Annotated in this window: 25 protein-coding genes; 14 read left to right on the forward strand and 11 right to left on the reverse strand. The window is 59.1% G+C overall.

What is annotated here, in order from left to right:
- Positions 1–106: 106 nt before the first annotated feature.
- From lptB to BLU75_RS00720, 5 genes are read right to left on the reverse strand one after another with little or no spacing between them, the layout of a single operon-like run.
- A complete protein-coding gene (gene lptB, locus BLU75_RS00700) occupies positions 107–832 on the reverse strand; it encodes an LPS export ABC transporter ATP-binding protein (protein ID WP_084376299.1) in 726 nt (241 codons plus the stop codon).
- Positions 832–1,365: a lipopolysaccharide transport periplasmic protein LptA gene (lptA, locus tag BLU75_RS00705; RefSeq protein ID WP_084376298.1), complete on the reverse strand. Its 534-nt coding sequence runs from the start codon at positions 1,363–1,365 to the stop codon at positions 832–834. Before lptA ends, lptB begins: the two co-directional genes overlap by 1 nt.
- A complete protein-coding gene (gene lptC, locus BLU75_RS00710; protein WP_084376297.1) occupies positions 1,352–1,924 on the reverse strand; it encodes an LPS export ABC transporter periplasmic protein LptC in 573 nt (190 codons plus the stop codon). Before lptC ends, lptA begins: the two co-directional genes overlap by 14 nt.
- 8 nt (positions 1,925–1,932) lie before the next feature.
- On the reverse strand, positions 1,933–2,457 hold the full coding sequence (locus BLU75_RS00715; protein WP_084376296.1) for a KdsC family phosphatase: 525 nt from the start codon (positions 2,455–2,457) through the stop codon (positions 1,933–1,935).
- Positions 2,458–3,432: a KpsF/GutQ family sugar-phosphate isomerase gene (locus BLU75_RS00720; protein ID WP_084376295.1), complete on the reverse strand. Its 975-nt coding sequence runs from the start codon at positions 3,430–3,432 to the stop codon at positions 2,458–2,460.
- A 287-nt stretch (positions 3,433–3,719) separates the two neighbouring features.
- Here BLU75_RS00720 and BLU75_RS00725 point away from each other — a divergent pair, with 287 nt between their 5' ends.
- From BLU75_RS00725 to hisC, 10 genes are all read left to right on the forward strand, one after another.
- Positions 3,720–4,529 (forward strand): ATP-binding cassette domain-containing protein, encoded by an 810-nt coding sequence (locus tag BLU75_RS00725; protein WP_084376294.1) that lies wholly within the window; start codon positions 3,720–3,722, stop codon positions 4,527–4,529.
- Positions 4,529–5,326 carry a lipid asymmetry maintenance ABC transporter permease subunit MlaE gene (gene mlaE, locus BLU75_RS00730; RefSeq protein WP_084376293.1) on the forward strand — a complete coding sequence of 266 codons (798 nt, stop codon included), beginning with the start codon at positions 4,529–4,531 and terminating at the stop codon, positions 5,324–5,326. Before BLU75_RS00725 ends, mlaE begins: the two co-directional genes overlap by 1 nt.
- A complete protein-coding gene (mlaD, locus tag BLU75_RS00735; RefSeq protein WP_084376292.1) occupies positions 5,326–5,793 on the forward strand; it encodes an outer membrane lipid asymmetry maintenance protein MlaD in 468 nt (155 codons plus the stop codon). Before mlaE ends, mlaD begins: the two co-directional genes overlap by 1 nt.
- A gap of 11 nt (positions 5,794–5,804) precedes the next feature.
- On the forward strand, positions 5,805–6,458 hold the full coding sequence (locus tag BLU75_RS00740) for an MlaC/ttg2D family ABC transporter substrate-binding protein (protein ID WP_084376291.1): 654 nt from the start codon (positions 5,805–5,807) through the stop codon (positions 6,456–6,458).
- Positions 6,455–6,760, forward strand: coding sequence for an STAS domain-containing protein (locus BLU75_RS00745; RefSeq protein WP_084376290.1), 306 nt, complete (start codon positions 6,455–6,457; stop codon positions 6,758–6,760). Before BLU75_RS00740 ends, BLU75_RS00745 begins: the two co-directional genes overlap by 4 nt.
- A gap of 114 nt (positions 6,761–6,874) precedes the next feature.
- Positions 6,875–7,117, forward strand: a complete 243-nt coding sequence (locus BLU75_RS00750; RefSeq protein ID WP_084376289.1) for a BolA family protein — start codon at positions 6,875–6,877, stop codon at positions 7,115–7,117.
- Between the two features lie 23 nt (positions 7,118–7,140).
- Positions 7,141–8,406, forward strand: a complete 1,266-nt coding sequence (murA, locus tag BLU75_RS00755) for a UDP-N-acetylglucosamine 1-carboxyvinyltransferase (RefSeq protein WP_084376288.1) — start codon at positions 7,141–7,143, stop codon at positions 8,404–8,406.
- Positions 8,407–8,620: 214 nt separating this feature from the next.
- The gene (gene hisG / locus BLU75_RS00765; protein WP_010213102.1) at positions 8,621–9,256 is read left to right on the forward strand and encodes an ATP phosphoribosyltransferase; all 636 of its coding nucleotides are present in this window, start codon (positions 8,621–8,623) and stop codon (positions 9,254–9,256) included.
- Positions 9,257–9,381: 125 nt separating this feature from the next.
- Complete coding sequence (hisD, locus tag BLU75_RS00770; protein ID WP_084376286.1) at positions 9,382–10,707, forward strand: histidinol dehydrogenase; 1,326 nt, start codon at positions 9,382–9,384, stop codon at positions 10,705–10,707.
- A gap of 1 nt (position 10,708) precedes the next feature.
- Entirely contained in the window at positions 10,709–11,761 is a 1,053-nt protein-coding gene (hisC, locus tag BLU75_RS00775) for a histidinol-phosphate transaminase (RefSeq protein ID WP_084376285.1), read from the forward strand.
- Between the two features lie 123 nt (positions 11,762–11,884).
- On the opposite strand, the gene BLU75_RS00780 is transcribed toward hisC, so the two are convergent.
- Positions 11,885–13,159, reverse strand: a complete 1,275-nt coding sequence (locus BLU75_RS00780) for a uracil-xanthine permease family protein (RefSeq protein ID WP_084376284.1) — start codon at positions 13,157–13,159, stop codon at positions 11,885–11,887.
- 2 nt (positions 13,160–13,161) lie between these two features.
- On the reverse strand, positions 13,162–13,800 hold the full coding sequence (gene upp, locus BLU75_RS00785; RefSeq protein WP_084376283.1) for a uracil phosphoribosyltransferase: 639 nt from the start codon (positions 13,798–13,800) through the stop codon (positions 13,162–13,164).
- Positions 13,801–13,962: 162 nt separating this feature from the next.
- Between upp and BLU75_RS00790 the strand changes: the two genes are divergently transcribed.
- From BLU75_RS00790 to BLU75_RS00800, 3 genes are all read left to right on the forward strand, one after another.
- Positions 13,963–14,520, forward strand: coding sequence for a hypoxanthine-guanine phosphoribosyltransferase (locus tag BLU75_RS00790; RefSeq protein WP_084376282.1), 558 nt, complete (start codon positions 13,963–13,965; stop codon positions 14,518–14,520).
- A 3-nt stretch (positions 14,521–14,523) separates the two neighbouring features.
- Positions 14,524–14,991, forward strand: coding sequence for a WbuC family cupin fold metalloprotein (locus tag BLU75_RS00795; protein WP_084376281.1), 468 nt, complete (start codon positions 14,524–14,526; stop codon positions 14,989–14,991).
- Positions 14,992–15,066: 75 nt separating this feature from the next.
- A complete protein-coding gene (locus BLU75_RS00800) occupies positions 15,067–15,354 on the forward strand; it encodes a PA4642 family protein (protein WP_084376280.1) in 288 nt (95 codons plus the stop codon).
- Between the two features lie 102 nt (positions 15,355–15,456).
- Here the strand turns inward: BLU75_RS00800 and mqo are convergent, their stop codons facing one another.
- Both mqo and BLU75_RS00810 read right to left on the reverse strand, forming a co-directional pair.
- The gene (gene mqo, locus BLU75_RS00805) at positions 15,457–16,992 is read right to left on the reverse strand and encodes a malate dehydrogenase (quinone) (RefSeq protein WP_084376279.1); all 1,536 of its coding nucleotides are present in this window, start codon (positions 16,990–16,992) and stop codon (positions 15,457–15,459) included.
- A gap of 728 nt (positions 16,993–17,720) precedes the next feature.
- Complete coding sequence (locus BLU75_RS00810; RefSeq protein ID WP_084376278.1) at positions 17,721–17,954, reverse strand: hypothetical protein; 234 nt, start codon at positions 17,952–17,954, stop codon at positions 17,721–17,723.
- Positions 17,955–18,149: 195 nt separating this feature from the next.
- Between BLU75_RS00810 and BLU75_RS00815 the strand changes: the two genes are divergently transcribed.
- Entirely contained in the window at positions 18,150–18,734 is a 585-nt protein-coding gene (locus BLU75_RS00815) for a YajG family lipoprotein (protein ID WP_084376277.1), read from the forward strand.
- Between the two features lie 88 nt (positions 18,735–18,822).
- On the opposite strand, the gene BLU75_RS00820 is transcribed toward BLU75_RS00815, so the two are convergent.
- Entirely contained in the window at positions 18,823–19,029 is a 207-nt protein-coding gene (locus tag BLU75_RS00820; RefSeq protein ID WP_084376276.1) for a hypothetical protein, read from the reverse strand.
- Between the two features lie 189 nt (positions 19,030–19,218).
- Complete coding sequence (locus tag BLU75_RS00825) at positions 19,219–20,385, reverse strand: 1-acyl-sn-glycerol-3-phosphate acyltransferase (RefSeq protein ID WP_084376275.1); 1,167 nt, start codon at positions 20,383–20,385, stop codon at positions 19,219–19,221.
- Positions 20,386–20,427: the final 42 nt, after the last annotated feature.

Raw genomic sequence — 20,427 nt, forward strand, 5'->3', positions numbered from 1 at the left:
ATATGCCTGATGTCGGTTGCTTTGCCTAGAGCGCGGTAACAATAAAAATAATAAGGTTTTTATTGACTCGCGCGCTCCGCGGCGCTGCGCCATGACACCAAGGTGTTTACAGGCGGAACTCGTGACCCAGGTAGACTTCCTTGACCAAGTCGTTGGCCAGAATAGTCGCGGCGTCACCTTCGGCGATCAGTTGGCCATCATTCACGATATAAGCGGTTTCGCAGATATCGAGCGTCTCACGTACGTTGTGGTCGGTGATCAAAACACCGATTCCCTTGGCCTTGAGGTGATGGATGATCTGCTTGATATCGCCCACCGAGATCGGGTCGACACCGGCGAAGGGTTCATCCAGTAGGATGAACTTTGGTGCAGTGGCCAATGCGCGGGCAATTTCCACGCGGCGCCGCTCGCCACCGGAAAGGCTCATGCCGAGGTTGTCGCGAATGTGGTTGATGTGGAATTCCTGCAGCAGGCTTTCCAGTTCCTGGCGACGGCCGTCACGATCCAGTTCCTTGCGGGTCTCGAGGATCGCCATGATGTTGTCGGACACCGACAGTTTGCGGAAGATCGACGCTTCCTGCGGAAGATAGCCGATACCGGCCCGGGCACGGCCGTGCATGGGCTGGTGGCTGACATCCAGGTCGTCGATCAGTACGCGGCCCTGATCCGCCTGGACCAGGCCGACAATCATGTAGAAACAGGTGGTCTTGCCGGCACCGTTGGGGCCAAGCAGGCCGACGATCTGGCCACTGTCGATCGACAGGCTGACGTCGCGCACGACCTGACGGCTTTTATAGGCCTTGGCCAGATGCTGGGCTTTCAGGGTTGCCATTACTCGGCCTTCTTCTTCGGCTGGATAACCATGTCGATGCGTGGACGTGGCGTGGTGACGTTGCTGCCGTTGGCGCGACCGGCGTTGGCGATCTGCTTCACGGTGTCATAGGTGATCTTTTCACCTTCCGTGGAGTTGCCATCGGTGCTGATGACCTTGGCCTGGTCAATCAGGACGATGCGGTTTTGCTGCGCATGATACTGAATGGTCCGGCCATAGCCTTTCATCGGGCCTGGATCGGAGGCGGCTTGCTGCTGCTCGAAATAAGCCAGGTTGCCCACCGAGGTTACGACGTCGATATCGCCCGCCGCGGTGCGGGTCAATGTCACCTTGCTGCCGGTGATCTTCATCGAGCCCTGGGTGATGATAACGCCACCGGTGTAGGTCGCGATGCCTCGCTTGTCATCCAGTTGCGCATCGTCAGCCGAGATGTGGATCGGCTGCTGGCTATCGTCCGGCAGAGCCCAGGCGCTCACGCTTCCCAGTGCTGCGCCCAGACCGAGCAAAATAGGGAGGGTTTTAACGAGCCTCATACTGTCCTCTTACGTTCGATAGCAGGTGTATCCTGCTTTCTTTCAAATACGCTTTCATTCCCTTGCCAGTCGATACACCGCCAGCGCCGTCGATTCTAACGTCTTGCTCGGTCTGCGCATATTGCTTCTGAGGGAATACGGTCATGCGACTGCTGGTGATCACCGTCTGGCGATTCTCGGCATCGGTGCGCGCGATCCGCACGGAGTCGATCAACTCCACTTCGGTACCGTCTGGATTGACTTCGCCACGCTTGCTGGTGACGTGCCAAGGGTACTCGGTACCGCGATAAAGATTCAGGTCCGGGTTGGTCAACAGTGTGATCTGCGTGGCCTTCAAGTGTTCGACCTTGTCCGAAGTCATCTCGTATTGCACCTTGCCATCGGGCAGGAACTGCACGCTGTAGGCGTTGGTGGCGTAATAGTCGATGGCGCCGCCGTCGACTTGCGCCACAGGCTGGTCGAGGAAGCGCTCCGGGCTGATATTCCAGTAGCCCACCGCCAGGAACAGTGCGGCGATAGTCCCGAATATCAGGAAATTACGGATCTTTTTACTCAGCATAGATAGCTCTATAAGTAGGCGGCGTGGGCCGCTTCAAGGCTGCCCTGCGCGCGCAGGATCAACTCGCAGAACTCACGCGCTGCGCCTTCGCCGCCGCGGGCCTGGGTAATGCCGTGGGCATGTTCGCGCACGAATGCCGCGGCATTGGCCACCGCCATGCCCAAACCAACACGGCGGATCACTGGCAGGTCAGGCAAGTCATCGCCCAGATAAGCGACCTGTTCATAGCTTAGGTTGAGTTGGCCAAGAAGCTCGTCCAGAACCACCAGTTTATCCTCGCGGCCTTGATAGAGGTGAGGAATCCCCAGGTTTTGTGCGCGACGTTCCACAACCGGCGTCTTTCTGCCGCTGATGATGGCTGTCTGCACTCCCGAAGCCATCAGCATCTTGATGCCCTGGCCGTCGAGCGTATTGAAGGTCTTGAATTCGCTGCCGTCTTCGAGAAAGTACAGGCGACCATCGGTCAGTACGCCGTCGACATCGAAAATCGCCAGTTTGATGGCCTTGCCCCGTTGCAACAGGTCGGTGCTCATTTACATCACTCCTGCGCGCAGCAGATCGCCAAGGTTAAGGGCGCCGATCGGTCGATCATCGGCGTCGACCACCACCAGCGCGCCGATCCGATGGTCTTCCATGATTTTCAAGGCTTCGGCCGCGAGCATTTCGGCGCGGGCGGTCTTGCCGTGAGGGGTCATCACATCGTCGATGGTCGCGGTGTGGATATCAATAGGGCGGTCAAGGGTACGCCGCAGATCGCCGTCGGTGAAAATCCCGGCCAGGCGTCCATCGGCTTCCAGGATCGCCGTCATACCCAGGCCCTTGCGGGTCATTTCCATCAGCGCATTCTTGAGCAGAGTGCCGCGCGGCACGCTGGGCAGTTCGGCGCCGGAGTGCATGACGTTTTCCACTTTCAGCAGCAGGCGACGGCCCAGGGCGCCGCCGGGATGGGAAAAGGCGAAATCTTCGGCGGTGAAGCCGCGTGCATCCAGCAGCGCCACGGCCAGGGCGTCGCCCATGACCAGGGCGGCGGTGGTCGAGGAGGTCGGCGCCAGGTTCAACGGGCAGGCTTCATGGGCCACGTTGACATTCAGGTTGACCTCGGCGGCCTTGGCCAGCGTCGAGTCCGGATTGCCGGTAAGGCTGATCAGCTTGATGCCCAGGCGCTTGATCAGCGGCAGCAGGGTGACGATTTCATTGGTGGTGCCGGAGTTCGACAGGGCCAGAATGATGTCGTCGCGGGTGATCATGCCCATGTCGCCATGGCTGGCCTCGGCCGGGTGCACGAAAAACGCAGTGGTTCCGGTGCTCGCCAACGTTGCGGCAATCTTGTTGCCAATATGGCCGGATTTGCCCATGCCGACCACGACAACTCGGCCCTTGCTGGCCAGAATCATCTCGCAGGCGCGTACGAAATCTGCGTCGATGCGGGCCAGCAAGCCGTCTACCGCTTCAAGCTCGAGGCGGATGGTGCGCTGTGCGGATTGGATAAGATCGCTGGATTGGCTCATGTGTGAAATCGGATAGCCTGACGAAAAGTCGGCGATTATAGCGGTAATGATCAAAACCCTCACGCAAGTTCGTCAGGCTTCGTTCATACAGGCTGCGGGATGCGTCGCAAATACGCTTTTTCACCTGTCCTGTTTCTGAACAAGCTCTGCTCCGGCCTTGGGCGCTTGATGTCAGCAGTGATATAGTTCGCCGCCAGTTCGGTTCGCGAAGCCCATGTGTTTAACTGTCGCAAGCAATTGTCTCAAGCATGGTGTCTGAGTGAGAGGCTGCATTCCAAGGAGTTTAGATGAGTGCCGATAACGCCTACGCGGTCGAGCTGAAGGGCCTGTCCTTCAAGCGCGGTACGCGCAGCATCTTCAATAATGTCGATATTCGCATTCCCCGCGGCAAGGTAACCGGCATCATGGGGCCTTCCGGCAGCGGCAAGACGACGCTGCTGCGCCTGATGGGGATGCAATTGCGTCCAAGCGCCGGTGAAGTGTGGGTCAATGGCCAGAATCTGCCGCAACTATCGCGCAGTGATCTGTTCGATGCGCGCAAGCAGATGGGCGTGCTGTTCCAGAGCGGCGCCCTGTTCACCGACCTCGACGTCTTTGAAAACGTGGCGTTTCCGCTGCGGGTGCATACCCAGCTGCCTGATGAAATGATCCGCGATATCGTATTGCTGAAACTGCAAGCCGTCGGGCTGCGTGGTGCCATCGACCTGATGCCGGACGAGCTTTCCGGTGGCATGAAGCGTCGTGTCGCATTGGCGCGCGCGATTGCCCTCGATCCGCAGATCCTGATGTATGACGAGCCGTTCGTCGGCCAGGACCCTATCGCCATGGGGGTGCTGGTACGTCTGATCCGCTTGCTCAACGATGCGCTGGGCATCACCAGTATCGTGGTTTCCCACGATCTGGCGGAAACCGCGAGCATTGCCGACTACCTGTATGTTGTCGGCGATGGCCAGGTGCTGGGGCAGGGTACGCCTGAAGAACTGATGAGCGCGGATAACCCGCGCATTCGCCAATTCATGACCGGCGATCCCGACGGCCCGGTGCCTTTTCATTTTCCGGCAGCGGACTACCGCTCAGATCTTCTGGGGAAGCGCTGATGCGCAAGACATCTTTAATCGAGAAGGTTCGCCTTTTCGGTCGGTCCGGTATCGACGTTGTCGAAGTACTCGGACGTTCGACGATTTTCCTGTTCCACGCCTTGCTGGGCCGCGGCGGTATCGGCGGTGGCTTTGGCTTGTTGATCAAGCAGCTGCATTCGGTGGGCGTGATGTCCCTGGTGATCATTGTGGTCTCCGGGGTGTTCATCGGCATGGTGCTGGCCTTGCAGGGGTTCAATATCCTTTCCAGCTACGGTTCCGAGCAGGCCGTCGGGCAGATGGTTGCCCTGACATTGCTGCGTGAGCTCGGGCCGGTCGTGACGGCCTTGTTGTTTGCCGGTCGGGCCGGTTCTGCGCTGACCGCCGAGATTGGCAACATGAAAGCCACTGAGCAGTTGTCCAGCCTGGAAATGATCGGAGTGGACCCGCTCAAGTACATTGTTGCCCCGCGCCTGTGGGCCGGTTTCATTTCCCTGCCACTGCTGGCGATGATTTTCAGCGTGGTCGGGATCTGGGGTGGTTCCTGGGTGGCGGTGGACTGGCTTGGGGTCTACGAGGGTTCCTACTGGGCCAACATGCAGAACAGCGTGACCTTCAGCGGTGACGTGCTCAACGGCATCATCAAGAGCATTGTCTTCGCTTTTGTAGTGACCTGGATTGCAGTATTCCAAGGCTACGACTGTGAGCCCACTTCAGAAGGGATCAGTCGCGCCACCACCAAGACCGTTGTGTACGCCTCGCTGGCGGTACTGGGCCTTGACTTCATTTTGACCGCCTTGATGTTTGGAGATTTCTGATGCAAAACCGCACTGTGGAAATCGGTGTCGGCCTTTTCTTGCTGGCTGGCATCCTGGCTTTACTGTTGCTCGCCCTGCGCGTTAGCGGCCTTTCGGCCAGCCCGACTACCGATACTTATAAACTTTACGCCTACTTTGACAATATCGCCGGTTTGACGGTCAGAGCTAAAGTGACCATGGCCGGTGTGACCATCGGCAAGGTCACGGCAATCGATCTGGACCGCGACAGCTTTACCGGCCGAGTGACGCTGCAACTGGACAAAAAGGTGAACAATTTGCCGACTGACTCCACTGCATCCATTCTCACGGCGGGTCTGCTGGGCGAAAAGTACATTGGTATCAGCGTGGGTGGCGAAGAGGATTTGCTCAAGGAAGGTTCGACCATCCATGACACACAGTCGTCGTTGGTACTGGAAGACCTGATCGGTAAATTCCTGCTTAATACGGTTAGCAAAGACGCCAAATGAGGAGTTTGTTCATGATCTCAACCTTGCGACGTGGCCTGTTGGTGCTGCTGGCAGCCTTGCCCTTGATGGCTAGCGCCGTGGCGGCACCTTCGGCGCATGACATTATTGATAGAACCACCAAAGAGTTGTTGGCAGACCTTGCCGCCAACAAGGAAAAATACAAGCAGAGCCCTGGCGAGTTCTACGATGCCCTCAACGGTATCGTGGGCCCGGTGGTCGACGCCGACGGCATTTCCCGCAGCATCATGACCGTCAAGTACTCGCGAAAGGCCACGCCTGAGCAAATGCAGCGTTTCCAGGAGAACTTCAAGCGCAGCTTGATGCAGTTCTACGGCAATGCCTTGCTGGAATATAACAATCAGGGCATCACGGTTTCCCCGGCCAAGGACGAGTCCGGCAACCGCACCAGCGTCGATATGCAGGTCAAGGGCAATAACGGTTCTGTTTATCCGGTTTCCTACACCCTTGAGAAAATCAACGGTGAGTGGAAAGTGCGCAACGTGATCATCAACGGCATCAACATCGGCAAGCTGTTCCGTGACCAGTTTTCTGACGCAATGCAGCGTAATGGCAACGACCTGGACAAAACCATCGATGGTTGGGCTGGTGAAGTAGCCAAGGCCAAGGAAGTGACCGAAGGCGCCGCAGAGAAGCCGGCGCAATGACCGAGTCGGTCGTTCGTCAAGGCGAGGCTGGCGAGTTGCTCTTGAGCGGCGTGCTGGATTACCGCAGCGGACCCGCCTTGCGCAAGCAGGGCCAGGCGCTGATCAACGCCAGTACCGCGTCGGCGCTGGTGCTGGATTGTTCGGCGGTGGCGAAATCCAGCAGCGTTGGCTTGTCGTTGCTGCTGTGTTTCATGCGAGATGCCGCGGCCGTCAACAAACCTGTCAGTATTCGTGCATTGCCCGATGACATGCGTGAAATCGCCCAGGTGAGCGGTTTGATCGAGTTGCTGGCACATCCTTAATACACATTATTGAAGAAGCCCCCCGTCAGAGTCCTGCTATGCGGGGTTCGCAGGCGCGGGGCTTTTTTGTATGATGTGCGACCCGTGCGCACTGGGCGCCGATAGAGGTTGAGCATGCAGGCCAACGAAGTTAAGCGTTTCCTCGAAGAAAAGCTGGCGGAAAAAGTGCAGGTAGAAGTTGAGGGCGAAGGCTGCAACTTCCAGCTGAACGTGATTAGCGATGAACTGGCGGCATTGAGCCCGGTCAAGCGTCAACAGCAGATCTATGCCCATTTGAACCCATGGATCACCGATGGCAGCATCCATGCGGTCACTATGAAATTTTTCAGCCGCGCGGCCTGGGCCGAGCGCACCTGAGCCCCCAAGGCGTCGAGATTCTTATGGATAAATTGATTATTACCGGCGGTGCCCGCCTTGATGGCGAGATCCGCATTTCCGGGGCGAAGAACTCTGCCCTGCCGATTCTGGCGGCGACCCTGCTGTGCGATGGCCCGGTGACCGTGGCCAACCTGCCGCACCTGCACGACATCACCACCATGATCGAGCTGTTCGGGCGCATGAGCATTGAGCCGGTGATCGACGAGAAACTGGCGGTCGAAATTGACCCGCGCACCATCAAGACCCTGGTCGCACCGTACGAATTGGTGAAAACCATGCGTGCTTCGATCCTGGTGCTGGGCCCGATGGTTGCCCGTTTCGGCGAAGCTGAAGTGGCATTGCCAGGCGGTTGCGCGATCGGTTCGCGTCCGGTGGACCTGCACATCCGTGGCCTGGAGGCCATGGGCGCAACCATCGACGTCGAAGGCGGCTACATCAAGGCCAAGGCGCCGGAAGGCGGGCTGCGTGGCGCCAACTTCTTCTTTGATACCGTCAGTGTGACCGGTACCGAGAACATCATGATGGCGGCCGCCCTGGCCAATGGCCGCAGCGTTCTGCAAAACGCCGCACGCGAGCCGGAGGTGGTCGACCTGGCCAACTTCCTGATCGCCATGGGCGCCAATATCACTGGCGCCGGCACCGACACCATCACCATCGACGGTGTCAAGCGCCTGCACTCTGCTGTCTACAAGGTGATGCCGGACCGTATCGAGACCGGTACCTACCTGGTCGCCGCTGCCGTGACCGGTGGTCGCGTCAAGGTCAAGGACACTGATCCGACGATCCTTGAAGCGGTCCTGGAAAAACTCAAGGAAGCCGGTGCAGAAATCACCACCGGTGAAGACTGGATCGAGTTGAACATGCACGGCAAGCGGCCAAAGGCTGTGAACCTGCGTACCGCTCCGTATCCGGCGTTCCCGACCGACATGCAAGCGCAGTTCATCTCCCTGAACGCGATTGCCGAAGGCACCGGCGCGGTCATCGAGACCATCTTCGAAAACCGTTTCATGCACGTGTACGAGCTGCACCGCATGGGCGCCAAGATCCAGGTCGAAGGCAACACCGCGATTGTCACCGGTACCGAGAAACTCAAGGGCGCGCCTGTGATGGCAACCGACTTGCGTGCTTCGGCCAGTCTGGTGATTTCGGCGCTGGTGGCCGAAGGCGATACCCTGATCGATCGCATCTACCACATCGACCGTGGCTACGAATGCATCGAAGAGAAGCTGCAGATGCTCGGCGCGAAAATCCGCCGCGTACCGGGCTGACCCCCGCTGCACTTGTAGGAGCGAGCTTGCTCGCGAAAAACGTCAACGATAACGCGTTTATCCAGAATCAACGCGGTGCCCATGAGTTCTTCGCGAGCAAGCTCGCTCCTACAAACACTGGTTTGTTTCAAATCGAGGCTGGAATGGCCTCGATCTGTGTCTGGCGCCGATTGCGACCCGACAGCAATAGCCTGATGAAGGACTGACAACGCTCATGTTGACCATCGCACTGTCCAAGGGCCGCATCCTTGACGACACGTTGCCGCTTCTGGCTGAAGCAGGCATCGTGCCGACCGAGAATCCGGACAAGAGCCGTAAACTGATCATCCCCACGACCCAGGACGATGTGCGTCTGCTGATCGTGCGTGCCACCGATGTACCGACCTACGTTGAGCATGGTGCCGCCGACCTGGGCGTTGCCGGTAAAGACGTATTGATGGAGTACGGTGGCCAGGGTTTGTATGAACCGCTGGATCTGCGCATTGCACTGTGCAAGTTGATGACGGCCGGGCGCGTCGGTGATGTCGAGCCCAAGGGCCGCCTGCGGGTGGCCACCAAGTTCGTCAATGTAGCCAAGCGCTACTACGCCGAGCAGGGTCGTCAGGTCGACATCATCAAGCTCTACGGTTCGATGGAGCTGGCGCCGCTGATCGGTCTGGCCGACAAGATCATCGACGTGGTAGACACCGGTAATACCCTGCGTGCCAACGGTCTGGAACCCCAGGAGTTCATCGCCGACATCAGCTCGCGGCTGATCGTCAACAAAGCTTCGATGAAGATGCAACACGCCCGAATCCAGGCGTTGATCGACACCCTGCGCAAGGCAGTGGAGTCTCGACACCGCGGTTGACTCATCCGCGCGACCTTGGTCGCGCCCGTCTATCCGCCTCATAGCCAGAATTCTCAGGTGCCCAAGCGGAGCGAACGGTAGTTTAGGGTGCCTGAGTTTTTTGCCAATCCTATGAGGCCCTCGCTATGACCACGTCCACTGCAATTACCCGACTCAACGCTGCCGACCCGGATTTCGCCCATCATCTGGATCATCTGCTGAGCTGGGAAAGCGTGTCCGACGACTCGGTCAACCAGCGGGTACTCGATATCATCAAGGCCGTGCGCGAGCGCGGCGACGCGGCGCTGGTGGATTTCACCCGCCAGTTCGATGGCCTAGATGTCGCCTCCATGGCTGACTTGATTCTGCCGCGCGAGCGCCTGGAGTTGGCGTTGACGCGCATTACCGTGCCCCAGCGTGAAGCCCTTGAAGTGGCGGCGGCGCGGGTGCGCAGTTACCACGAAAAACAGAAACAGGACTCCTGGAACTACACCGAGGCCGACGGCACGCTGCTGGGCCAGAAGGTCACGCCGCTGGACCGCGCTGGCTTGTACGTGCCGGGTGGCAAAGCCTCTTATCCGTCTTCGGTGCTGATGAACGCGATCCCGGCCAAGGTCGCGGGTGTGACCGAGGTGGTCATGGTGGTGCCGACCCCGCGTGGTGAAATCAATGAACTGGTGCTGGCCGCGGCCTGCATTGCCGGGGTTGATCGGGTTTTCACCATCGGCGGGGCGCAGGCGGTGGCTGCGCTGGCCTATGGCACCGAAAGCGTGCCGAAGGTCGACAAGGTCGTCGGCCCCGGCAACATCTATGTGGCCACCGCCAAGCGTCATGTGTTTGGCCAGGTCGGCATCGACATGATTGCCGGTCCGTCGGAGATCCTCGTGGTGTGCGACGGCCAGACCGATCCGGACTGGATCGCCATGGACCTGTTCTCCCAGGCCGAACACGATGAAGACGCCCAGGCAATCCTGGTCAGCCCCGATGCCGGGTTCCTCGACAAGGTGGCCGCGAGCATCGTCAAGCTGCTGCCGACCATGGAGCGTGCCGAGATCATCGAGAAATCGATCAATGCTCGCGGTGCGCTGATCCTGGTGCGTGACATGGAGCAGGCGATTGAGGTGGCCAACCGGATCGCCCCGGAACACCTTGAGCTGTCGGTGGCTGATCCGCAGGCCTGGCTCCCGTTGATTCGCCATGCCGGCGCGATCTTCATGGGCCGCCACACCAGCGAAGCCTTGGGCGACTACTGTGCCGGTCCCAACCACGTGCTACCGACTTCCGGTACAGCGCGTTTCTCGTCGCCGCTGGGGGTGTATGACTTCCAGAAGCGTTCGTCGATCATCTTCTGCTCGCCACAGGGCGCTTCGGAATTGGGCAAGACCGCTTCGGTGCTGGCCCGTGGCGAGTCCCTGAGTGCACACGCTCGCAGTGCCGAATACCGCATCCTTGACGACAAGAAAGGTAATTGAGATGAGCAGATTCTGGAGCCCCTTCGTCAAGGACCTGGTGCCTTACGTGCCCGGCGAACAGCCAAAGCTGACCAAGCTGGTCAAGCTCAACACCAATGAAAACCCCTACGGCCCTTCACCCAAGGCGCTGGCGGCGATGCAGGCCGAGTTGAACGACAACTTGCGCCTGTATCCGGATCCCAACAGCGACTTGCTCAAGCAGGCCGTGGCCAGGTTTTATTCGATCGACGCGGCCAAGGTGTTCCTTGGCAACGGTTCCGACGAAGTCCTGGCGCACATTTTTCACGGTTTGTTCCAGCACGATCTGCCGCTGCTCTTCCCGGACATCAGCTACAGCTTCTATCCGGTGTACTGCGGCCTCTACGGCATCCAGTTCGATGCGGTGCCGCTGGACCCACAGTTCCAGATCCGGGTGGCGGACTACGCCAAGCCCAACGGTGGGATCATCTTCCCCAACCCCAACGCACCCACCGGCTGCGTGCTGGCGCTGGAGGCGGTCGAACAGATGCTCAAGGCCAGCCCGGATTCGGTGCTGGTGGTCGATGAAGCCTACATCGACTTCGGTGGCGAAAGCGCGATCAGCCTGGTGGATCGCTACCCGAATCTGCTGGTGACTCAGACGCTCTCCAAGTCGCGTTCCCTGGCCGGTTTGCGCGTGGGGCTGGCGGTGGGCCATCCAGACTTGATCGAGGCGCTGGAGCGGGTCAAGAACAGCTTCAATTCCTATCCGCTGGACCGCCTGGCGATTGCTGGCGCGGCGGCGGCGTTCGACGACCGTGCGTACTTCGAGCAGACCTGCAAGCGGGTCATCGAGAGTCGTGAGAACGTCACCGCACAGCTGCAAGACAAAGGTTTTGAGGTCTTGCCGTCAGCCGCCAATTTCATCTTCGTTCGTCACCCACGGCACGATGCGGCCGGGCTGGCGGCGAAGTTGCGTGAGCAAGGGGTGATTGTGCGGCACTTCAAGCAGGAGCGGATTGCCCAGTTCCTGCGGATCAGCATTGGTACGCCGGAGCAGAACCAGGCGCTGATCGATGGCTTAGGTCAGCTATAACAGAACTACTGTAGGAGCGAGCTTGCTCGCGAAGAACGTTAACGATGACGCGTTTAGTCTGGATAAACGCGGCGCCCTCAAGTTCTTCGCGAGCAAGCTCGCTCCTACAAGGGATGTTGCTCGTCAGAGCAAGGGCTCATCCGGCTTCTTGTGCTTCCAGCCATCATTGCCCGGCAGCAGCAGATTCAAGCCAATCGCCACCACCGCGCACAGCGCGATGCCTTTGAGGCCGAAGTCGTCCGGGCCGGTCCCGGTGCCGATCAGCACACCGCCAATCCCGAACACCAGGGTCACCGAGACAATCACCAGATTGCGCGCTTCTCCCAGATCGATCTTGTGGCGAATCAGCGTGTTCATCCCCACCGCGGCAATCGAGCCGAACAGCAGGCACAGGATCCCTCCCATCACCGGCACCGGGATGCTTTGCAGCAGTGCGCCGAATTTGCCGATAAACGCCAGGCCGATCGCAAACACAGCGGCCCAGGTCATGATCTTCGGGTTGTAGCTCTTGGTCAGCATCACTGCGCCAGTGACTTCGGCGTAGGTGGTGTTGGGCGGACCACCGAACATGCCTGCGGCGGTCGTGGCGATCCCGTCACCCAGCAGCGTGCGATGCAGGCCGGGCTTTTTCAGGTAGTCGCGACCGGTCACGCTACCGACGGCAATCACTCCGCCGATATGCTCGATGGCTGGCGCCAGGGCTACCGGGACGATAAACAGAATCGCTTGCCAGTTGAATTCCGGTGCGGTGAAGTGGGGCAGGGCCAACCACGGCGCAGCCGCGATTTTCGCGGTGTCCACCACGCCGAAGTAGAACGCCATGGCAAATCCCACCAGCACCCCGGCAATGATCGGCACGAGGCGGAAGATGCCTTTGCCGAACACGGCAACGATCAGCGTGGTCAACAGCGCCGGCATCGAGATCATCATCGCCGTCTGGTAATGAATCAGCTCCGCACCGTCTCCGGACTTGCCCATCGCCATATTCGCGGCGATCGGCGCCATGGCCAGGCCAATGGAGATAATCACTGGCCCGATCACCACAGGCGGCAGCAGACGGTCGATGAATCCGGTGCCTTTGATCTTCACCGCCAGGCCGAGGAAGGTGTAGACGAAACCTGCCGCCATCACACCGCCCATGGTTGCCGCGAGGCCGAACTGGCCCTTGGCAAGAATGATCGGTGTGATAAAGGCAAAACTCGACGCCAGGAACACCGGCACTTGCCGGCCGGTCACGACTTGGAACAACAACGTGCCCAGGCCCGCGGTAAACAGTGCGACGTTTGGATCAAGACCGGTGATCAGCGGCATCAACACCAGCGCGCCAAATGCCACGAAGAGCATTTGTGCGCCAGACAGAATCTGGCGCCAAAGCGGGTCGTTGAATTCATCCTGCATGCTTACGCGTCCTTCTGCTTGGTGCCGAAGATCTTGTCACCGGCATCGCCCAGGCCCGGGATGATGTAGCCATGTTCGTTGAGGCGCTCATCGATGGATGCGGTGTAGATCTGCACGTCCGGATGCGCCTGCTCGACGGCGGCGATGCCTTCGGGGGCGGCGACCAGCACCATGGCGCGGATGTCCTTGCAGCCGGCCTTTTTCAGCAGGTCGATGGTCGCAACCATGGAACTGCCGGTGGCGAGCATCGGGTCGATAATCATCGCCAGGCGTTCATTGATTTCCGGGACGAGTTTTTCCAGGTAGGTGTGGGCCTGCAATGTTTCTTCATTACGGGCCACGCCCACGGCGCTGACCTTGGCGCCCGGGATCAGGCTCAGCACGCCTTCGAGCATGCCGATACCGGCGCGCAGGATCGGCACCACGGTAATTTTCTTACCGGCGATTTTCTCCACTTGTACGGGACCGGCCCAACCGGGGATCTCGTAGGTTTCCAAGGGTAGATCCTTGGTGGCTTCGTAAGTCAGCAACGCTCCGACTTCCTGAGCAAGCTCACGGAAGTTCTTCGTGCTAATGTCGGCGCGGCGCATAAGGCCGAGCTTGTGTCGGATCAGCGGGTGGCGGATCTCGCGAGTGGGCATGGGAAAGGCTCCGGCGGCGGGCAAAAAAACCGGCCTAGATTAATCTATCTCGGGGTGTTGTCCTATAGACATCAAGTACGTTAGTCCATAAAGGCTTGAACGTTGCGTCCCAGAAGCGTACCTTCGCCCGCTTTTCTTGCCACAGTACCCCTGGAGAGCGCCATGTCCGCTGATCTCGAGCATATCCGTCAAATCATGCGCGAGGCTGACTGCCTGTACACCGAAGCGCAAGTCGAAGAGGCGATCGCCAAGGTAGGTGCGCACATCACCCGCGAAATGGCCGACACCAATCCGGTGGTGTTTTGTGTGATGAACGGCGGTCTGATTTTTGCCGGCAAATTGCTGACATATCTGCAGTTCCCACTGGAAGCGTCCTATTTGCACGCCACCCGCTATCGCAATGAGACCAGTGGCGGCGATCTGTTCTGGAAGGCCAAGCCGGAAGTTTCGTTCATCGACCGCGATGTGTTGATCATCGACGACATCCTTGATGAAGGACACACACTGGGCGCGATCATCGACTTCTGCAAACACGCTGGAGCGCGCAAGGTCCACACTGCGGTGCTGATCGACAAAGACCACGACCGCAAGGCCCGCCCGGAGTTGAAAGCCGATTTCGTCGGCCTGCAGTGCATTGACCGTTATATCTTCGGTTATGGCATGGACTACAAAGGCTACTGGCGCAACGCCAACGGAATTTTTGCGGTTAAAGGAATGTAACGAATGGCCAGCTTTCTTGATCAATCGCTGTTTACCGAGTTGGCCGAGAAAGCCGCAACCAGCCCCCGTGGCCGGCATCATCACAACTTCCATCAAATGGACGAGCCGTGCCACCGGATGGCCGTGGGGCTGCAACCCGCGACCTATGTGCCGCCCCATCGACACCTGAACGCAGACAAGGCAGAAACCTTGTTGGTGCTCAAGGGGCGCCTGGGTTTGCTGATCTTCAGCGAGACCGGCGAGGTGCTCGCCAAGCGCGTGATGCAGGCGGGCGGAGAGTGCCAGGGTGTCGATCTGCCGCCCGGTGTATTTCATGGCCTGGTGGTGCTGGAACCCGATACCGTGATGTTTGAATGCAAGGCTGGGCCGTATCGTCCGGTGGGTGAGGGCGAACTGGCCAGTTGGGCGCCGCGCGAAGGCGATGCCGCAGTGGCCGAGTATCAACGCTGGATGCTTGCCCAGTTCGTTTGAACCACTTGTTTCCTCGCCTTCGGCTCACAGGTAAACTTCCTCTCCCGTGTAAATGTCTGCAGGCTGGAGTCGGAAATGCGCAAAGATAAGAAACAGGTGATTGGTGATGACATCGGTGACGAGCAGATCAAGCTGTTCCTGAATTTCGAGCCTGTCGACGCCACTTCGCCGTCCCTGCACAAACTGATCAAGGCCTATCGCGGATTGCGTATCGACGATTTCGAGCGGTTCCTGGGTTTTTTCAAGGAAGCCGGCCTGGACCTGGATGGCAAGGATGAGCACGGCCAGACCTTCGTCGAGGTGATCAAGGACCAGCGCAACGCCGCCGAGTACATCGAACTGATCGACAACGCCCGCGGCTGATTTCCCGAGCCCAAAAAAACGCCCCGTGCTCGTAAGAGACCGGGGCGTTTCGCTTTTTACTGCAGGAGCGAGCTTGCTCGCGAAGAACCTGAGAGCAACCCGTTAAATCAGGTGCGCTGCGTCATCGTTGACGTTTTTCGCGAGCAAGCTCGCTCCTACATCAACCAGTTCCAGGCTGATGTTGTTCTGCGTGTTGATCTTGCGGTACAGCTCGGCATCCGTTTCCAGGACTTTTTCCCGGGCCGGGAAGATCTCGTGCAGCTTGGCCGCCCATTCGCCGTTGGTTTTGGCCGGGAAGCAGCGCTCGATCAGGTCGAGCATGATCGACACGGTGACCGACGCGCCAGGAGAGGCGCCCAGCAACGCAGCCAGCGAACCATCCTGCGCCGCCACCAGTTCGGTGCCGAATTGCAGCACGCCGCCTTTTTTCGGGTCTTTCTTGATGATCTGCACCCGTTGGCCGGCCACTTCCAGGCGCCAGTCCTCGGCTTTCGCCTCAGGGTAGAAACGGCGCAGGGCTTCCAGACGCTGTTCCATGGACTGCCGCACTTCGCTGACCAGGTATTTGGTCAGGTCCATGTTGTCCCGCGCCACCGCCAGCATCGGGCCGATGTTGCCGGCACGGATCGACAACGGCAGGTCGAGGAACGAGCCGTGCTTGAGGAATTTGGTGGTGAAACCGGCGTAAGGCCCGAACAGCAGAGACTTCTTGCCTTCGACCACGCGGGTATCCAGGTGCGGCACCGACATCGGTGGCGAGCCCACTGCAGCCTGGCTGTAGACCTTGGCCTGGTGCTGCTTGACCACTTCTGGGTTGTCGCAGCGCAGCCATTGGCCGCTGACCGGGAAGCCGCCAAAACCTTTGCTTTCTTCGATGCCTGAGGCCTGGAGCAGCGGTAGGGCCGCGCCGCCGGCACCGAGGAAGACGAATTTGGCGTCCACATCACGGCTGTTGCCGCTGTTGACGTCCTTGATGCTGACGGTCCAGCCTGCGCCATTGCGCTTGAGGCCGGTGACACGCTTGCAGTACTTGACCTGGGCATCCGCCGAACTGGTCAGGTGACTGAGCAACTGATTGGTCAGGGCGCCAAAGTTGACGTCGGTGCCGTTCATCACGCGCGTGGCGGCGACTTTTTCGTCGGCGGGACGCCCCGGCATCATCAGTGGCATCCACTCGGCCATTTGCGCACGGTCTTCGGTGTAGTGCATATCCGAGAACGCATGGTGCTGGCTGAGGGTTTCAAAGCGCTTCTTGAGGAACGAAACACCTTTTTCGCCCTGTACGAAACTCAGGTGCGGCACCGCGCTGATAAAGGATTTGGACGAGCCAAAGGTGCCTTTCTTGGTCAGGTAGGCCCAAAACTGTTTCGACACCTCGAACTGGGTGTTGATGTGCACGGCTTTCTTGATGTCGATGGAGCCATCATCAGCCTGCGGCGTGTAATTCAACTCACACAACCCGGCGTGGCCGGTACCAGCATTGTTCCACGGGTTGGAACTCTCCGCGGCACCCGAATCCATCAGCTCAACGACTTCCAGCTTGAGGCCAGGGTCGAGCTCTTTGAGCAGTACGGCCAAGGTGGCACTCATGATGCCCGCACCTACCAGTACTACGTCGACTGCTTCGTTATGCGCCATTTAACGCGTCTCCAAAATCTGCAGCACCAATTGACGGCATGGCTGCCAGGAGTGACGGGGCGGTTCACGTAATGCCCCAGGTTACCCATGGCCAGGATCGCCATGTCCGATTCTTCGCAATTTTTTGCAACTTCAGCGGACGCTGCCGACCGAGCCTGATCTGCTTATGAACGCATTTAAGGGCGCCTGTGGCAATTCGACTTATGGTCAAGTGCGTCCGATTGTGCAACCAAATCCGTAGCGGACAGGTTTCAAACCCAGGTATCTGGGGAGTACTCGGTCCTGTGTGGTGGTGCAGTGCCAGACGCTGATGGTGCTTGTACAAACGCAAAACTATTCATTTGCTCGCCACACTCTTGTGAAGTTGTGAAAACCCGTTTTTTCACGCTCTTTTGAAGACGTGAACCTCAAAAAAGGGCTGCCCCGGCCTGGCACCTGGCCCGACATCACAACCGATAGACGGTTTGACGGGCAAAAACTCAAGTGGCCGAGCGAATGGCAGCTCTGGCAGATTCGGTAAAGGCGGCGGTTTTGCAGAAAAACAGCAAGCGCGCCAGCTTCACTCGATCTGTGTGGGCGGCTCTCTGTGGGCGGTGCGGGGGAGCTAATACCGGGGCATTAGCGATGCTGCGAGGCCCGATCAGGAGACGTCCTTATAATCGGGGGGAGATTGTAGCGAAGAACGCTGGGTAAATGGTCGGGTTTTATGACTTTTATTAGCCTTTCGGTCAGGCGGCCAACGCCTGGTGCTTGATTGACCGTGGAGCGCGGGGGCTTACGCGAGCCCGGGCAGGCAACGGATGGTGCATCCAGCTCAGGCGGATCTCTTCGACTTCGACCCAACCTTCACCCACCGGAGGCAGGTCGCATTGCTTGAATGCCTGGCAGCAGCCTTGTGGGTCGAGCAAAGCAAAGTGCCGAAGGGCAGGTTTTGCGGCGAACAGGTTCCAGAGAAAATTCATGATGGTTGGCCTCCTGATAATTGAGGCAAGGTTGCCTTCCAAGGATGACACCACGGTGTAATAGCTGTGACATATCGGTGACACTGAACCGCTGCAGGCGTGCCGGGGTCCGAGGTTGTAACTGTCGCTAGTTCCCGGCCCTGGCGCACCGCTATACTGCCGGGCTGTCGGTACCTGAATTCTGGAGATAAGCGCATGTTGCAACGCCTGTTGTTCGGTTTGATCACTGTGTCCTGTTTGACCCTGGTTGGCTGTGCCAACAGCCCGCAACAGCTCAGCCCGCAACCGAAGGTCACCGCGCAGTTGGCCCCGGTGGGACAAGGTCAAGCGGTGTCGGTGCGGGTGGTCGATGGTCGTCCGTCGCCGACCTTGGGTTCGCGCGGTGGCCTGTACCCCGAGACCGCTCTGATTTCGGTGACCGGCGAGGATCTGCTGCCGAAGCTGCAGGCCCAGGCTGAAGCCGCCGTGCGTCTGCTGGGCTTTACCCCAGGTAACTCACCGGGCGCTCCGCAACTGACGATCACGCTGGCCGAGTTGAAATACCAGTCGCCCAAGGATGGGCTGTATGTGACTGAAGCCTCGATTGGCGCGACATTCCGTTCCGACGTGAATGCCGGTACCCGTCGCTACAATGGCCGCTATGCGGCATCCCTCAATCAGCGTTTCGGCATGTCGCCGAACCAGGAAACCAACACCAAGCTGGTCAGTGATGTGCTGAGTGATGCGCTGACTCGCCTGTTCAAGGATCCAAGCATCGGCCGCTTGCTCAGTTCGCAATAATCTGGCTTACGGGGGCGTGGGAGGTTCAAAGGACGAACCACGCCGCCAGCTGCTACGCCATACACAACTTGCGTTTCCCCGCCGCATTTCAAGCCGCTTCGATATAGAAATCCAGCATGCTCACCCCGGTTAGCAGGTCCAGCTCCGGCAGGTCAGCATGTTGATGTCCGCCGAGGGCGCAATACACCAACCAGTGGCGATCCTGAACATTAAAGGCGAGGCTGCCGATCAGCGCTTCTTGTTCATCGCTTGGGGTGATCAGGTACAGCCGATCCTGGTTTTGCGCATGCAGCATGACAAGCTCCTGGGCGTTCGAAGGGCAACAGAGTGGCTTGTTAAGGTGACGTTCAGGTGACGACGTAAATTACTCGCTGCATTTGCGGTCAATGGGGCAGGGCGCGACGAGCGTCGGCCCACCTCACAGCATTGAGCGCAGAGCGGTCGATCGACCAGGCATTGCTGACTTGCTGGTTCAGCCCCTGGATTACAGGGGGATTCCAGCCTTGACCCGATACTGATTCCTCACCGGCGTCGCATATTGCAGCACCAGATACGGTCGATGCTCGGCCGGGCATGCATTCAAGCGCCGCTCCCATTCCGCTTTCGCCTTGACCAACTCATCCGCCGGGAACACCTCGGCGGCCGTTGGCACCTGTAATTGCGGGTCGGCGTCGTTCCACTGGGCATACGCCAGGTAATGCACGGGAAACAGCCGGTAACCGCCGAGGATCTGCCGATCCATCTCGAGCGCGAGCTGCTTGGTATCGTCGAAACGCTCGGTAATCGGTGGGGCAAAGTTGACGTGGACCCGGCCTTTGTAGCCGGTAATCCCGAGCGCGATGCTCACGTCATCTTCACCGGGTGCCTTGCTGTAGGTGCCGGTGGTGGCGCGGATATACAGCTCACGTGCCTTGGCCGAATCGCATGGGTCGTACTCGTAGCTGATGGATACCGGGGTCAGGTTCAATGACTGGATAACCTCGGCGAACGGCTCATCCTTGCGACTCATGTGGAACATCTTGAGGATCGCCGACTCGGTGCGATCATCCCCGTCCTTGGCGCGACCTTCGGCCTGGGCGATCCAGATCGACTGGCCGTCGTTGCGAATCGAATGGTTGATGTAGGCCGACAACAGTTGATACGCCGCCATCTTCTCGCGCCGACCGGTAATGGAGCGGTGTACGATAAAACTCTTGTTGAGGCGCATCAGGTCGCTGACAAACGGTTTTTGCAGCAGGTTGTCGCCGATGGCAATGCGTGGCGTCGGCAAGCCCGCGTGGTACACCGCGTAGTTGACGAAGGCCGGGTCCATTACGATGTCGCGATGGTTGGCCAAGAACAGGTAGGCCATGCCCGATTTGAGTTGTTCGACACCGGTGTAGGTGACGCCGTCGGTCGCGCGGTCAATCGTGTGGTCGACGTAGAACTCGACTTTGTCTTGCAAGGTGGCGACGGTGGTCACGCCGGCGAACTCTCGGCGCAGCTTCTGCGCGATCAGCGGCTTGAGCAGCCAGCCGAAGGTGCCGGCAAAACGCGGGAAGCGAAAGTGGGTCAGAATGTCTAGAAAGGCCTTGTCACTGAACAGACGGGCCAGCACTGCCGGGACTTCGCTGTCGTTGTAAGGTCGGATGGTATCGAATTCACCCATCATGCTCTCTTGTTAGAAACGGCTAAGGTAAGTAAAGGTTTGGAG

It is taken from the genome of Pseudomonas mucidolens (assembly GCF_900106045.1).
Taxonomy (GTDB): domain Bacteria; phylum Pseudomonadota; class Gammaproteobacteria; order Pseudomonadales; family Pseudomonadaceae; genus Aquipseudomonas; species Aquipseudomonas mucidolens.